Source organism: Corynebacterium sp. HS2168-gen11 (genome assembly GCF_024834075.1).
Classification (GTDB): domain Bacteria; phylum Actinomycetota; class Actinomycetes; order Mycobacteriales; family Mycobacteriaceae; genus Corynebacterium.
In genome coordinates this window covers 98,749-111,956 of the sequence record NZ_JANUXR010000004.1, presented here as the reverse complement: position 1 = coordinate 111,956, position 13,208 = coordinate 98,749, and the positions used below count along the sequence as shown (strand labels likewise).

The 13,208-nt window shown below is 54.5% G+C and carries 10 protein-coding genes and 5 tRNA genes; 3 read left to right on the top strand and 12 right to left on the bottom strand.

The features are described from left to right. Positions 1-13 precede the first annotated feature (13 nt). The 5 genes from tgt to NXS99_RS04205 all read right to left on the bottom strand — a co-directional run bounded on the left by tgt (position 14) and on the right by NXS99_RS04205 (position 5,144). Positions 14-1,270 carry a tRNA guanosine(34) transglycosylase Tgt gene (gene tgt / locus NXS99_RS04225; RefSeq protein ID WP_259287411.1) on the bottom strand — a complete coding sequence of 419 codons (1,257 nt, stop codon included), beginning with the start codon at positions 1,268-1,270 and terminating at the stop codon, positions 14-16. Between the two features lie 10 nt (positions 1,271-1,280). Then, positions 1,281-3,662, bottom strand: a complete 2,382-nt coding sequence (locus NXS99_RS04220; RefSeq protein ID WP_259287410.1) for an MMPL family transporter — start codon at positions 3,660-3,662, stop codon at positions 1,281-1,283. Between the two features lie 326 nt (positions 3,663-3,988). Further along, a tRNA-Ser gene (locus NXS99_RS04215) sits at positions 3,989-4,079 on the bottom strand. A gap of 69 nt (positions 4,080-4,148) precedes the next feature. Beyond that, positions 4,149-4,646, bottom strand: a complete 498-nt coding sequence (locus NXS99_RS04210; RefSeq protein WP_259287409.1) for a nucleoside deaminase — start codon at positions 4,644-4,646, stop codon at positions 4,149-4,151. Between the two features lie 12 nt (positions 4,647-4,658). Continuing rightward, positions 4,659-5,144, bottom strand: a complete 486-nt coding sequence (locus tag NXS99_RS04205; protein WP_259287408.1) for a tRNA adenosine deaminase-associated protein — start codon at positions 5,142-5,144, stop codon at positions 4,659-4,661. A gap of 39 nt (positions 5,145-5,183) precedes the next feature. Between NXS99_RS04205 and NXS99_RS04200 the strand changes: the two genes are divergently transcribed. After that, positions 5,184-6,194 carry a prephenate dehydrogenase gene (locus tag NXS99_RS04200; RefSeq protein WP_259287407.1) on the top strand — a complete coding sequence of 337 codons (1,011 nt, stop codon included), beginning with the start codon at positions 5,184-5,186 and terminating at the stop codon, positions 6,192-6,194. A gap of 174 nt (positions 6,195-6,368) precedes the next feature. Here the strand turns inward: NXS99_RS04200 and NXS99_RS04195 are convergent. From NXS99_RS04195 to NXS99_RS04175, 5 genes are all read right to left on the bottom strand, one after another. Continuing rightward, positions 6,369-6,444 (bottom strand) — tRNA-Arg (locus NXS99_RS04195). A 72-nt stretch (positions 6,445-6,516) separates the two neighbouring features. After that, positions 6,517-8,094 carry a DASS family sodium-coupled anion symporter gene (locus NXS99_RS04190; RefSeq protein WP_259287406.1) on the bottom strand — a complete coding sequence of 526 codons (1,578 nt, stop codon included), beginning with the start codon at positions 8,092-8,094 and terminating at the stop codon, positions 6,517-6,519. Positions 8,095-8,686: 592 nt separating this feature from the next. Further along, positions 8,687-8,989: a hypothetical protein gene (locus NXS99_RS04185; RefSeq protein ID WP_259287405.1), complete on the bottom strand. Its 303-nt coding sequence runs from the start codon at positions 8,987-8,989 to the stop codon at positions 8,687-8,689. A 364-nt stretch (positions 8,990-9,353) separates the two neighbouring features. Next, a tRNA-Arg gene (locus NXS99_RS04180) sits at positions 9,354-9,429 on the bottom strand. 1 nt (position 9,430) lies between these two features. Then, positions 9,431-9,522 (bottom strand) — tRNA-Ser (locus tag NXS99_RS04175). Positions 9,523-9,651: 129 nt separating this feature from the next. On the opposite strand from NXS99_RS04175, the gene NXS99_RS04170 reads away from it, so the two are divergent. Then, a complete protein-coding gene (locus tag NXS99_RS04170) occupies positions 9,652-10,674 on the top strand; it encodes a pyridoxal phosphate-dependent aminotransferase (RefSeq protein ID WP_259287404.1) in 1,023 nt (340 codons plus the stop codon). A gap of 134 nt (positions 10,675-10,808) precedes the next feature. Here the strand turns inward: NXS99_RS04170 and NXS99_RS04165 are convergent. Next, positions 10,809-10,896: transfer RNA gene (locus NXS99_RS04165), tRNA-Ser, on the bottom strand. A gap of 109 nt (positions 10,897-11,005) precedes the next feature. Continuing rightward, positions 11,006-12,238 (bottom strand): aminotransferase class V-fold PLP-dependent enzyme, encoded by a 1,233-nt coding sequence (locus NXS99_RS04160; protein WP_259287403.1) that lies wholly within the window; start codon positions 12,236-12,238, stop codon positions 11,006-11,008. A gap of 67 nt (positions 12,239-12,305) precedes the next feature. Between NXS99_RS04160 and NXS99_RS04155 the strand changes: the two genes are divergently transcribed. Further along, on the top strand, positions 12,306-13,199 hold the full coding sequence (locus NXS99_RS04155) for an ABC transporter permease (protein ID WP_259287483.1): 894 nt from the start codon (positions 12,306-12,308) through the stop codon (positions 13,197-13,199). Positions 13,200-13,208: the final 9 nt, after the last annotated feature.

The following is a 13,208-nucleotide window of genomic DNA, read 5'->3' as shown; positions in this document are numbered from 1 at the left end:
GCCCTGCGCTGCATTATTTTTTGGCGTAATAGCGTCCCATGAATTCTGCCTTGTACTCGGCATAGTAGCCACCGGCGATCGCCGCGCGGATATTGTCTACGAGGCGCACCATGAAAGTGACATTATGCATGGTGCACAGGGTGCCGCCGAGGAATTCCTTGGCCTTAAACAAGTGATGGATATAGGCGCGCGTATAGTTTTCCGAAACGTAGCCACCGAATTCGGCGTCGATAGGCCCAAAATCGCGTTTATACGGCGCAGCGGTCAGGTTCAGGCGACCGTCGAGCGTATACACACCACCGCGGCGTCCCAAACGTGTCGGAGCGACGCAATCGAAGGTGTCCGCGCCGGCCTCAATCGCGGTGAACAGATCATCCGGCTCGGAAATGCCCAGCAAATGCCGTGGCTTCTCGCGTGGCAGCTCATCGCAGACCCACCCAACAATCGTGCCGAGATTTTCCTTCTCCAGCGCGCCGCCGATGCCGAAGCCGCCAAACCCGCGTTTGCCCTGGTCTTCCGCCTGCTGCGACAACTCGACAAGCCCGCGCGTTGCTTGACGACGCAAATCCTCGTACTGCGCACCCTGCACCACGCCCCAAAGCGACTGCAAAGGCTTCCCCACCCGCTCATTCGTCAGGCGATCATGCTCGTCCAGGCATCGCTTTGCCCATCGATGCGTCCTGGCAACCGACTGCTCCTGATACAATCTGGTATCCACCAGGGTTGTCAGTTCATCGAAGGCAAAGATGATATCGGCACCTAGCTGATGCTGAATCTGCATGGAAACTTCCGGGGTGAAGCGGTGTCGCGAACCGTCAATCACGCTGCGGAAATCCACACCATCTTCATCAACATTGGCATAACGATCTTTTTTCTTCGCGCGAATATCGCCCTCGGTGAGGTTCGCGGTATCCATCGCAAGCACTTTTTTAAAGCCCACGCCAAGACTCATCACCTGGAATCCGCCAGAATCGGTATAGGTTGGGCCATGCCAGTTCTCGAATCGCGACACGCCACCAGCCTCATCGACCACATCTGGGCCAGGCTGCAAATACAAATGGTACGCATTCGACAACACCGCTTGCGCACCAGTTGCACGCACCTGCTCTGGGGTGAGTGTTTTCACCGTCGCCTTCGTACCCACCGGAATAAAGGCCGGGGTCTGAATATCTCCATGCGGAGTATGAATCACGCCTGTGCGACCATGTCGGCCAGGGCCTGACTCTAATTCAGTACCAATGCTAAAAGTTGTGTCAACGGTTCCACTCATGCCGGCTAGTTTACACCACCGCTTTTCCACTCACCTTCGACAAGGAAGTTCCCTCCACATCCACATGCGGCAAGATACGGTCGAGCCAACGAGGCATCCACCACGTGGCTCGCCCTAATAGGAACATGGCGGCAGGGACAAAGGCCATGCGGATGAAGAACGCGTCGAAAAGCACACCGGCGCCGAGCGCGAAGCCAAAAATTTTCACAAACGGCAATGGCTGCCCCACAAAGGCTGCGAATACCGCAATCATAATGAACGCCGCTGCTGTCACAACCTTCGAAGAATGAACAAAGCCGTGCACAATCGACGTCTCAACACCATTGAATTTGCCTTCCCCGGCGCCGTGATGATGAGTGTAATATTCGCGCATGGCAGAGACGATGAACACTTGATAGTCCATTGCCAAGCCGAAGCACACACCTATTAAGAAAATCGGCATAAACGCAATGATCGGAGCAGGTGTGCCAACTAGGCCCCACAGGCCTTCTTGCCAGAACAACACGGTGACACCAAAGGCGGCGCCAACGGATAGCAAAAATCCCACGCCGGCAATCACTGGCACCATAACCGAGCGGAATACCAGCAGCAACAACACGATTGCTAAGCCCACCACAATCGATAAATACAGCGGCATTGCATGTGCTAATCGATTCACCACATCCTGCTGCACTGGCACCAAGCCGGTAATGCCGGACTCGACACCTGTGGCGGCAATCACTTCTTGCTCCTTAATGCGGAGGGCGTCAATGAGCTGGTTCGTCCGCGGATCAATATTCGCCCGCTCCGAGGACAACAGCAGCTTCGCCGCCATCTTATCCTCCGACAAGCCCACGATCTGCACGTGCTTCACGTCCTGGGTCACCGAGAATTTCTGCACCACGTATAGGTAGCTGGCGAGCGCCGCTGCGGCGTTGCGGTCGAATGGTCCGGTGGCGGGGTCGTGGCTGCTTTCCTGCACCTCCATTAAGGAGCTTAAGGCGGTGGCGTCGGGATTGACATGGTGGGCATCGATGACGACTAGGAATTGCGCGTCGGCGCCAGGGCCGAAACCTTCATACAGGATTTCTGCCTGTTTGCGTTGCGTTGTTTCCATTGGTGATTGGCCATCAGAGGGTAGGGAAAGGTGGAGTCCTAAAGCTGGCACGGTTAATGCGCCTAGGCCAAAGACCACCAGCGCAATAATCAGTGCTGGGAAACGGTGGACGAAGCGGATCCAGGATGCTGCAGGAGACCAGCGCTTCTTGCGTGCCTTTCGATTCAGGAATTTCAGCTTGCCGGAAAAGGCGCGTGGGCCGGCGATGCCCAGGATCGCGGGCAATAATGTGATCGAAATCAGCACGGCCATCAGGACTGTAAATGCCGCCGCCAGGCCCATATAGGTAAGGAAAAGAATATCGGCAACATACAGCGCCACCAGGGCGACAATCACGGTCAGGCCCGCAAACACCACTGCCGAACCAGCCGTGCCGACCGCCACACCAATGGCTTCTTGCGGCGGTAAATGCTTCAATTCCTTGCGGAATCGGAACAAAATAAACAGCGCATAATCAACACCAACTGCCAGGCCCAACATCACCGACAGCACTGGGGTGATGTTATTCAGCGGAACCCAGGCCGTTGCCAGCGTGGTTGCCAGCGAACCAAGGCTGACCGCCACCACCGCGATAATCAGCGGCATACCGGCAGCAACCAGAGAACCAAACGTGAGCAGCAAAATCACCGCCGCCACAGACAGGCCGACAATCTCCGAGGTTGATTCCACCACAATCGGATCACCATACGCCGCGCCACCGGCTTCCACCTGCAGGCCAGCTTGGCGACCCAGCTCCATTGCGTTCGCGATTGCCTCACGCTGATCAGGCCGAACGTCCGCAGGGGTAGGCACATCGAGGCTAAACGTCGTAAAGCCAATGCGGGCGTCTTCGCTGAGCAGCCGTACATTATCGGCATCACGTTGCGCATTCTCCAGCGGCATGCCATTGCTGACCTGCGTATCGACGACGAACTGGCGAAACTCGGGATCCAACGTCACCGGATTGCCGAAGCGGTCAGTGTCAGTCAGACCATCAAGATTTTCCTGGATAGACGTAATAACCGCATCAATGGCCTCTTTATTCGAGGTCTCGGTGAGTGTTTCACCCTCTGGAGCCTTAAACGCGATGGTCACGCCGGTGGCCTCAATCGGTGGCTTCTCGTTCGGAAAGTTCTTCAGCAGCAAAAAAGTGGCTTTCTGCGCCTGCGTGCCATTGATACTGAACGCATCGGTATAGCCTTCCTGGAACGCGAATGCTGAACCACCAAAAGCGGCCAAAATGATCACCCACGCGCTCACGACCAACCACTTCGCGCGGTACGACCACTTCCCTAATTGGTACAACCAAGCTGCCACAAGGGTCCCTTCCTACAGGCGATAAATCTCAAGATACCTTTTCATGCTACCTGCGCTGCCTCCTATTAGGGGATTGCGCAGGAAAACACAAGGACAATTTGGGCTTGAGGTGGTTGTGAGGGGGTTGCGGTTTGGCAGGGCGCGCGGCGGTGTGGCGGCGCGTGTGGCAGTGGGGCGCGGCGGTAACCAACGCCCGGCCGCACCTCACACCCGCACGGCACCCAGCACCGACAACTCCCGGTTGCACCCGCGCCGACAACTCTGGCGACCACCCAGACCACCCACAACAACTAAAAAAGCTCCGATACTACAAGTATCGGAGCCATTGGCGGTGGCGGCGGGATTTGAACCCGCGGTTGGGGGTTACCCAACACTCGCTTTCGAGGCGAGCACCTTCGGCCGCTCGGACACGCCACCGTTTCAAAATCCTAAGGGATAAAGTTCACTAGAGCAAATCGCCTATTCAAAAAAATTCCTTCATAAACGCTATGTCCGCAAGCACGCAAAAAACTCAGTCACTAGCTGTCCGCATTCTTGTTCTAATACGCCGCCGATGACTTCTGCCCGATGGAGCACTGCGGGGTCACGCACCACATCAAAGATCGATCCACAGGCACCAGTTTTCGGCTCATACGCACCGAACACAATTTTGCCGATCCGCGCTCCCACCGCTGCACCGGCGCACATTGTGCACGGCTCCACCGTTGAAATCAGCGTGCAATCGGTCAACCGCCACCCGTCGTAACGCTTCCCCACTGCTTCCTTAATGGCGAGCATCTCCGCATGCGCGAGCGGATCCTGATCAGCTTCTCGACGATTCACGCCTTTCCCAATCACAACCCCATCTTTATCCACCACAACCGCGCCGATAGGAATATCCTGCTGCGGAGCGTGCTGCGCCTCCATCAACGCAAGGCGCATATACGCTTCGGCCTGTGTCTGATAATGCGGCCTCGGCAGGACCGTTTTGTTTGGCTCCTCCACAACAATATTTCCTTAATAGGAGTCAAGGCCAGTGACCTCGTTGAACTCCTCCTCAAACCCAAATTCTTCCGCGAGCCTTTGCAACTGTTCCGAGGCCCACCATTCGGTTTCGTCGCAAATCACGCTGAGGATTTGTTCACTCACGCCGACATCTGCCAGGATGTCGAAATCGCCATCTGGCCACCCTTCGGTGTCCTCGAATTCTTCTTCCTCAATCAGAGGAATATCAATATCGAGCTCGTCCAGGATCCCCGCCGCAAAATCATCAACGGCGGCCATGGATGCGTCGGAAAGGAAAAGCTTTACCCCGCTTGGGGTTGGCCGGACGATGACAAAATATTCATCATCGACGCACAACAATGCGAATGCCACAGACTCTGCGCGCAGGCTGCGTACCGCTTTAACTGCGGTATCAATGGTAGAGAAATCGTCTTTAAAGGTATTGATCTGCCATGTTGTACCTGTGCGCGCGATAGTGACGGCAAAATTGTTTTTCATAACGAATAAGAATAGTCGTTCTGTGCCAGACTTGACACTATGAGTATTCACGAAATTTCGCGTCCCGTTTGCATCCTTGGCCTCGGCCTTATTGGCGGCTCCCTGTTACGGGCCTTGGTGCAGCACAATGTGCCTGCCTATGGTTTTAATCGTTCCCCGTCAGCCGCCCGCGCCGCTGCAAAAGAAGGTTTCGACGTCAGCTCAGATCTCACCGCTACTTTGCGACGCGCCGAGCAGGACAACGCCTTAATAGTATTAGCAACCCCAATGCCTGCGATTGAATCCTTGCTGATTGATCTGCAAACCCACGCACCAACCTGCGGCTTCACCGACGTCGTCAGCGTTAAAGGTGAAGTATATGATCTGGTCAAAGCCCACGGCATGGAAGATCGTTATGTTGGCAGCCACCCAATGGCAGGTACCGCCAACTCCGGTTGGCAAGCTTCCTTCCCAGAGCTGTTCCAAAATGCGGTGTGGGTTGTGACCTTTGATTATCCGCTTGATTTCCCGCAGAGGGATCAAGGATTCTGGCTCAAGCTCTGGACCGACGTTGTACATATGGCCACGTTAATTGGTTCGGAAGTCATTCCTGCCCGCGTCGAGGCGCACGATGCAGCGGTGGCCCGCATTAGCCATTTACCTCATGTGCTCGCCGAAGCGCTGGCCATCGTAGGTGATAATGGCGGTGCGTTATCGTTGTCGTTAGCAGCTGGTTCATATCGCGACGGCACCAGAGTGGCAGGTTCTACCCCGTCGCTCGTGCGGGCAATGTGTGAGACCAACCACGCGGCGTTATTGGATGCGCTTGATGAGTGCCTTAATTTGCTTCACGACGCCCGCGCGCATCTTGCCGAGCCTCATCCAAACTTAGAAGAGCTGATCGACAACGGCTACCGTTCCCGAATTCGTTTTGAAGCTCGCGCTGGTCTGAATAGTAAAGCGGCTCATGTTTCCCATCGCCCGGTCTTTCGACTCCATCCAGGTGGTGAGAACTGGATTAGCCAGTTGAAACAGGCCGAGGGCATTGGTGCACGCATTGAGGCGATCTAAACCTAAAAACCCTGTTCAGCTGGGCATATAGCATTGCTGGGCAGGGTTTTGGTGTTTCATCGTTGAACAGGAGTCGAACGCGAAGAGTCGGTGGTTGCGCCCTCTTGAAACCGCCCATGCGATTTAGGTATGCGAAAACCCCAGGCCATTATGGTTTTGACCTGGGGTTTTTAGTGGTGCGCCCGGAGGGATTCGAACCCCCAACCTTCTGATCCGTAGTCAGATGCTCTATCCGTTGAGCTACGGGCGCTTGCGGTGCAACGTGGAACTACGTTACACCATGATTCAAACTTTAGGCAAATTGCCTGTTCAAATCACTTTTTTAAAGCACAAGTCCAAACGCTGGAACGGCAAGGAAATAGGTTGTGAAGGTCACCAAGAAGACGCCAATAACATTGAGCCAAACGCCGCCCTTGATCATGTCGCCAATCTTGACGTAACCAGAACCGTATGCAATTGCGTTTGGTGGGGTTGCCACTGGAAGCATGAATGCACAGGTTGCAGACAGTGCCACTGGAATGGTCAAGAGCAAGACATTTTGGTCACCGGTTGCCGTCAGGCCAATACCGATTGCCACACCAGCCATGATTGGCAAGAAGGTCGCAGCGGTTGCGGTGTTCGAGGTGAACTCGGTGAGGATCAGCACGAGTGCCGCGATTGCGAAAATGAGCAGGAAGATTGGCAAGGAGCCGAAACCCTTTGCAAGTTCACCGATCCAGAGGGAAAGGCCAGACTCAGAGAACATCTTCGACAGCGCCAAGCCGCCTCCGAACAAGAGCAGAACATCCCAAGGAATATCATTTGCGGTCTCCCAGTCCATCAGGCGAATGCCCTTCTTGTTATCAGCTGGGATCATGAACATCAGCAGTGCAGCAGCTAGACCAATGGCAGCGTCGGCAATCTCAAGGTCAGAACCGGTCCATTTAATCAACAGTGGCACCAATACCCACGCAACTGCAGCACCAGCGAAGATAATAGCGGTCGCGAACTCGCCCCAGCCCATCTTGCCCATCTTGCGCAGTTCTTCGCGAATCATTTCGCGGCCACCAGGAATATCATCAACTTCTGGCTTGAAAATCGTCACCAACGCGAACCAGGCAATTGCCATATATACGGTTGCCAGTGGCACACCAATTAACATCCACTGTCCAAAACCAATCGAAATGTCATGGTTGTCTGCCATATACGCAACCAGCAAGGCGTTTGGAGGCGTACCAATGATGGTACCCAGCGAGCCAATCGACGCAGCATAGGCAATACCCAGCATCAATGCGGTCGCAAATTTCTTTTGGTTCTGCACACCACCGACGGATTCAGCGGTCAGCGCCAACACAGAAACACCAATTGGGAGCATAACCACAGCCGTTGCGGTGTTTGACACCCACATGGACAAGAAGCCCGTCGCAAGCATGAAGCCAGCGATCAGCTGCTTTGGCTTGGTACCAACCATCAACACCACATTCAGTGCGAGGCGGCGGTGTAAGTTCCAACGCTGCATGCCCAGCGCCAAGATGAAGCCGCCCATGAATAAGAAGATGGTCGGCGAGGCGTAAGGCGAAGAAATCTTGCCGATCGGAATTACCTGAAGCAATGGAAATGCAACCAGTGGTACTAACGCGGTTGCCGCTAGCGGGATTGCTTCCGTCATCCACCATGCACCCATGAGGATTGCAATAGCTGCGGTCACGCGTAGCGCTTGATAGCTAACTTCGAGTTCAGGATCCACCGCCTGCACAGTCTCAACTGCAGAATGAGGGAAAATCAGATAGACGATAACCGCAAGCGCTAACCCGCCGATCATGCCGATAAGCTGACGACGAGTCTCCGCCGGATCATGCGTTACAGCGTCTTCGACTAGCGCATGAGACGAAGACTCATGGGTGATTGGAGCAATACTCATATTCGCAAACCTTTACAGATTTCGTTTTGAAAATAATGTGACAATTATTACTAACACACTCGACAAAAATTGGGAATACGTTCACACTACTCATATCCCTCTCCATTACACCCACAGGTTTAGGTTAAGATTCGATTACAATTACTACCCCCTATGATTAACTGCGGAAATACACATACCGCACCAATTTATATGATCTTCGATAACCCCACATAGGGGTATATATTTCAAATTGGAATGAAAACCATTTCAGACTACCAGCAAGAATGCCATGCGATATTTCTGATATATCGAAAGCAACCAACGTCGCTAAGCATGCAATACCAAATGTATCAACGCTGCAATGTCTGATCTCAAATATCGATAGTCCCCTTGTGTGTTGCGCAGCTTTACGTACACATTGTTCAACACTCACGCGCGCAATTCCGTGAGCGTTCCTGTTTTGAATTGATCGCAGTGAACGCGCGAGGATGCTCGAGAATGCTCAAGCGGGGATTACGCAGACGTGGGATGTGGATATGTGCGCGTTTGGGTACAGAAAACCCCAGCTAGCGGATGTCCGGGAAACTGAGGTTACACGCAAAGTTGCAGGCTAGGGAGTCTTTGGTTCGCGAAGGCTTTCCAAATCCACCACTGGGTCCATAGCCGCAAACGCATGAACATTGTTGTAATCAAGCTCTTCGATTGGGTCGCCAAGATCAGGATCATCAAATTCCGGTTCATTGACCCACAATGCCAAGAACGGCTCCTTCAACTCACGCGGAAGCCAGGCGTTGGAAGTAACGAGATCATCAAGAAGGACCTGCTCAAAGTTTTCCAAACCCGGATATCTACCCAACACTGCAGGTGGTTGGGCTTCATCCGCTACTTGCTGGAATAAATTATTTGTCCGCATAGCCTCTCACATCCCTCCGTTTTTTGGAATGAGCACCATGCGTGACATTACGCTTCACTTTCCCGACAACGATATGTTCAGTGGGCACTCTTCTATCGTAAACATATCGGTCTTCAATGAATTGATGCGTCAATTCATTATCACCACCAGTCACTACTTTCCCAAGAGGCTTTGTTGCCGGGGGCTCGTTCACCTGCTGGCTTCGGGGGTTGTTTTTGTTACCTCTGGTGTTACCTCTGGTTACCTCGTTGTTACCCACGAGTGGTGACGACCTGCTACAACTGGCAACAATAGCATTGTTGCTACACGTGGTTTGGGTATGCGAAAACCCCAGGCCTTTATGGGTTTGACCTGGGGTTTTTAGTGGTGCGCCCGGAGGGATTCGAACCCCCAACCTTCTGATCCGTAGTCAGATGCTCTATCCGTTGAGCTACGGGCGCTTGGCGGAGACGAGAGGATTTGAACCTCCGGTCCTTCGTTAAAAAGACAACTCATTAGCAGTGAGCCCCATTCGGCCGCTCTGGCACGTCTCCAAGCCGTCGTTCATGCTATGAACTTCGCCCTATCTTACTCATCAATCAACGCAGTGCCAAATAATGCCCAAAAACACCGCTCTGAACTGCATTTATACTTTCCTTAATAGGGGGGTTAGTATTACCTTTATGAAACTACGCCCCGATCTCGCAGAAATCCCGGTTTATATCCCCGGCAAACGGCTTGACGACGCCCTCAAGCTCTCCAGTAACGAAGTACCACAATCACCTCTACCAGCAGCAATCCAGGCGATGGCCGACGCAGCCGCTGGTGTAAATCGTTATCCAGACATGGGTGTGGTTGCGGTTCGCGAAGCTCTGGCCGAATACCTTGCATTAACTCCTGAGCACATTGCAGTCGGTGTGGGCTCCTCAGCGCTGTGTTTACAACTTGCCCAAATCACCTCTGGACCTGGTGACGAAATTGTGTTCCCTTGGCGATCCTTCGAGGCCTACCCAATTTTCACCAAGATCGCCGGCGCCACCCCAGTGCAAGTGCCGCTTGACGAACACCACCGACTCGACCTACCTGCAATTGCAGCGGCAGTCACCGACAAAACCCGCCTAATCTTCATCTGCAACCCTAATAACCCAACCGGCACCACCATTACCGAAGCCGACTTCATCGAATTCATGCACCAAGTGCCATCGGATGTTGTCGTTGCGCTCGACGAGGCCTACTTTGAATACATCCGCGACGAGCAGTCCCCAATCGCGACGAAGCTTGTCCACCAGTTCGACAACCTCGTCGGCCTGCGCACCTTCTCCAAGGCATTCGGACTCGCTGGCACTCGTATTGGCTACGCGTTCGGTAACCCAGACCTGATGGTGGCACTGAATAAGGTCGGCATTCCATTCGGCGTCAATGCTGTGGCGCAAGCAGGCGCATTAGCCTCCTTGGAACACATCGACGAACTGCTTGCCCGTACCGACGAAGTTGTGGAACAGCGCATCCGCGCCGCTGCCCACATTGGCGCAGTCCCATCCGAATCCAACTTTATTTGGTATCCATGTGACGACGCCCCGGCGCGCACCCAGGCCCTCTTAGACAACGGTGTCATCATTCGCGGCTTCCCTGATGGCATTCGCATCACGATTACGACGAAGGAAGAAACGGATCGTTTGCTGGAGGTTTGGGACTCCCTCTATTAAGGAAATTTTCCCTTAATACGCCCTTGCCCGCCATGGTTTTTTACAAACCCGTCGCGCAGGGGCGTTTCCCATACGCACCCTCACCTGTGCAGGCAGTAAAAAACCCAGCTACCTGAGGTAACTGGGTTCCTAAATGGCGGAGATGGAGGGATTTGAACCCCCGGTTGGTTTCCCAACGCTGGTTTTCAAGACCAGTGCATTCGGCCGCTCTGCCACATCTCCAAGATGCTGTTACAAAACTTTAGCAAGTCCCACCCAATTTCACCTAACCAGACAGCTTAACGCGACATTTTGTGTTTCCTGGTGGGGTGCGACGAAGCGTCGTCAAGCATTAGCCAAAGGACGCGACCACGCGTAGCAACTGGTCAATGTCGCTGCTTGTGTTGTACACCCCTAATGAAACCGTGATGACCGGATCAGCCGGGTCCTGGCCCATCGCTTCGAGCAAGGCGTCGGTGGGGGTAAGGGAGCATAGGAGGCGGTTGTCGTGCAGCCGCCGCCCTATTAAGGAACTTTGGACGCCGGGCAGGCAGAAACTCACGCGCGGCGCACGCGGCGTTGCGGCTCCTCGCGCCATTTCGCCAGAGACGCCAAACACGTGCACACCAGGCATATTGTCTAAAGACTCGACCAAATAGTCGCTCAAGTGGCGCACATAATCGCCCGCTGCCGCCACGCTCGCCGGCAATCGACGCCGCCGCGACCCACGGGACTGCTCCAACAGATCCGCCAAATGATCAACCGCCGCACCCAAACCCGCTGCCAAACTAGGCGCATAGTCCTGCGGCGCGAACGCCTCCTGCTCCAGACGCATAAACATACTGCGATCACGCAACGACAGCGCCGCAATTCCCGGCACTCCCAGCGCCAAACCATCAATGGCAACGATGTCGGCATCCAGGTCTTCGTGCGTCACGCTCGCGAAACCGACGGTCGGGGTGGCGTCGACAAGCATCCAAGCGCGCGACTGCTTTGCGACGATCTCCCCAATTTCCTTAATAGGGTGAAGCGTGCCAACGAACCGATGCGCCGTAGACACGCTCACCAAGCGGGTGTTTCCAGACACCAAGTCCTGATACTGCCACGCTGGCACCTCGCCGGTACCCAAATCCGACTCGGCAAACACCATTTCCCCAATACCCAACTGCTGATCATCGGTGCGACACGCAATCACCTCGCCGCCGCGGCGGAACAACGGGCGCAGCGCAGAGGTCAGGCGATCGTAGAGGACCTCAAGGCTTGGGCCGAGGAGGATGGCATCAGGAGTGGTGTCGGTGAGGTCGGCGAGGGCGCGGCGGGCGGCGGCGCCATTGGCTTGCGCCCCTATTAAGGAAATATTTTTTGCATGGGTGCCCGAACCGTATTCGCGAACGTCCATTTGATGACCGTGTCGGAAGCTGCGCGCCACCGCCGACGCCACCGTCTCCGGGATCTGCGGAAATTCGTGGTCACACATATACGTCCAGCCGTCGCCTAATGAGGTGTATAAGCCTCGCACTCGGGCACTATCGAAAGTCACCACAACTCCCTTAATAATCGCATTACGCCAACATCTCTTGATCATAGTATGCCTGTCAGATGCAATTTTTACATTAACCCCGCTAGGCTATACATTCGTGCAGGAAAAACCGATGAACAATCACGCCAACGCCGAACTCGACGCCCAAATCGCGCGCATCACCGCCTCGGGGACACAAGACCGTGAACCATCACAGTCGAAAACCTTCCGAGCCGCGTGGCGCGACTTAGCGCGCGGGTTCCAGCAGCACGAACTGTGGCTGCAACTCGGCTGGCAGGACATTAAGCAGCGCTATCGACGCTCCGTATTAGGGCCATTGTGGATCACAATCGCCACCGGTGTCATGGCGCTGGCCCTCGGCATGCTCTACTCGCTGCTGTTCAAAATCCCAGTGAGCGAATTCTTGCCGCACGTCACGGTTGGGTTGATTATGTGGACCTTCATTTCTGGCTGTATTAAGGAAGGCGCAGAAATCTTCATCGACAACGAAGGCCTTATTAAGCAACTTCCTTCGGCCCTAAGTGTCCACGTCTATCGCCTCGTCTGGAAACAAACCCTGTTTTTGGCACACAATCTGGTGATCTGGGTGCTGCTCATGCTCATCTTCCCGCGGCCACTTGGCTGGGATCTCCTATTAGCGATTCCGGCAATGCTGTTGTTGATTGCGAATGGAGTTTGGGTCGCGATGTTTTTTGGTATCGTCGCAACGCGTTATCGCGACGTCGCTCCCCTATTAGAAGCGGGCGTGCAGTTGCTGTTCTACGTCACCCCGATCGTCTGGATGACGCAAACGCTCAAAGACCAAGGCGGTGCTATCTCCGAGCGGGCGAAACTCGCGCAACTGAACCCGCTGTACCATTACATGGAAGTCGTGCGTGCACCACTGATCGGCGCCGACCTGCCGGCCTATCACTGGTGGGTGGTGCTCGCGTGCACCTTTGGCGGGCTCACACTCGCGCTATTAGCGATGCGGCAGTGGCGGTTCCGTGTGAGCTATTGGGTTTAACTGTCAGCC

Bases quoted from the DNA above. Each gene is read 5' to 3' on its own strand.
- tgt (WP_259287411.1), bottom strand. From the start codon at position 1,270: ATGAGTGGAACCGTTGACACAACTTTTAGCATTGGTACTGAATTAGAG.
- NXS99_RS04205 (WP_259287408.1), bottom strand. From the start codon at position 5,144: ATGAAAAACAATTTTGCCGTCACTATCGCGCGCACAGGTACAACATGG.
- NXS99_RS04200 (WP_259287407.1), top strand. From the start codon at position 5,184: ATGAGTATTCACGAAATTTCGCGTCCCGTTTGCATCCTTGGCCTCGGC.
- NXS99_RS04190 (WP_259287406.1), bottom strand. From the start codon at position 8,094: ATGAGTATTGCTCCAATCACCCATGAGTCTTCGTCTCATGCGCTAGTC.
- NXS99_RS04185 (WP_259287405.1), bottom strand. From the start codon at position 8,989: ATGCGGACAAATAATTTATTCCAGCAAGTAGCGGATGAAGCCCAACCA.
- NXS99_RS04170 (WP_259287404.1), top strand. From the start codon at position 9,652: ATGAAACTACGCCCCGATCTCGCAGAAATCCCGGTTTATATCCCCGGC.
- NXS99_RS04160 (WP_259287403.1), bottom strand. From the start codon at position 12,238: ATGATCAAGAGATGTTGGCGTAATGCGATTATTAAGGGAGTTGTGGTG.
- NXS99_RS04155 (WP_259287483.1), top strand. From the start codon at position 12,306: ATGAACAATCACGCCAACGCCGAACTCGACGCCCAAATCGCGCGCATC.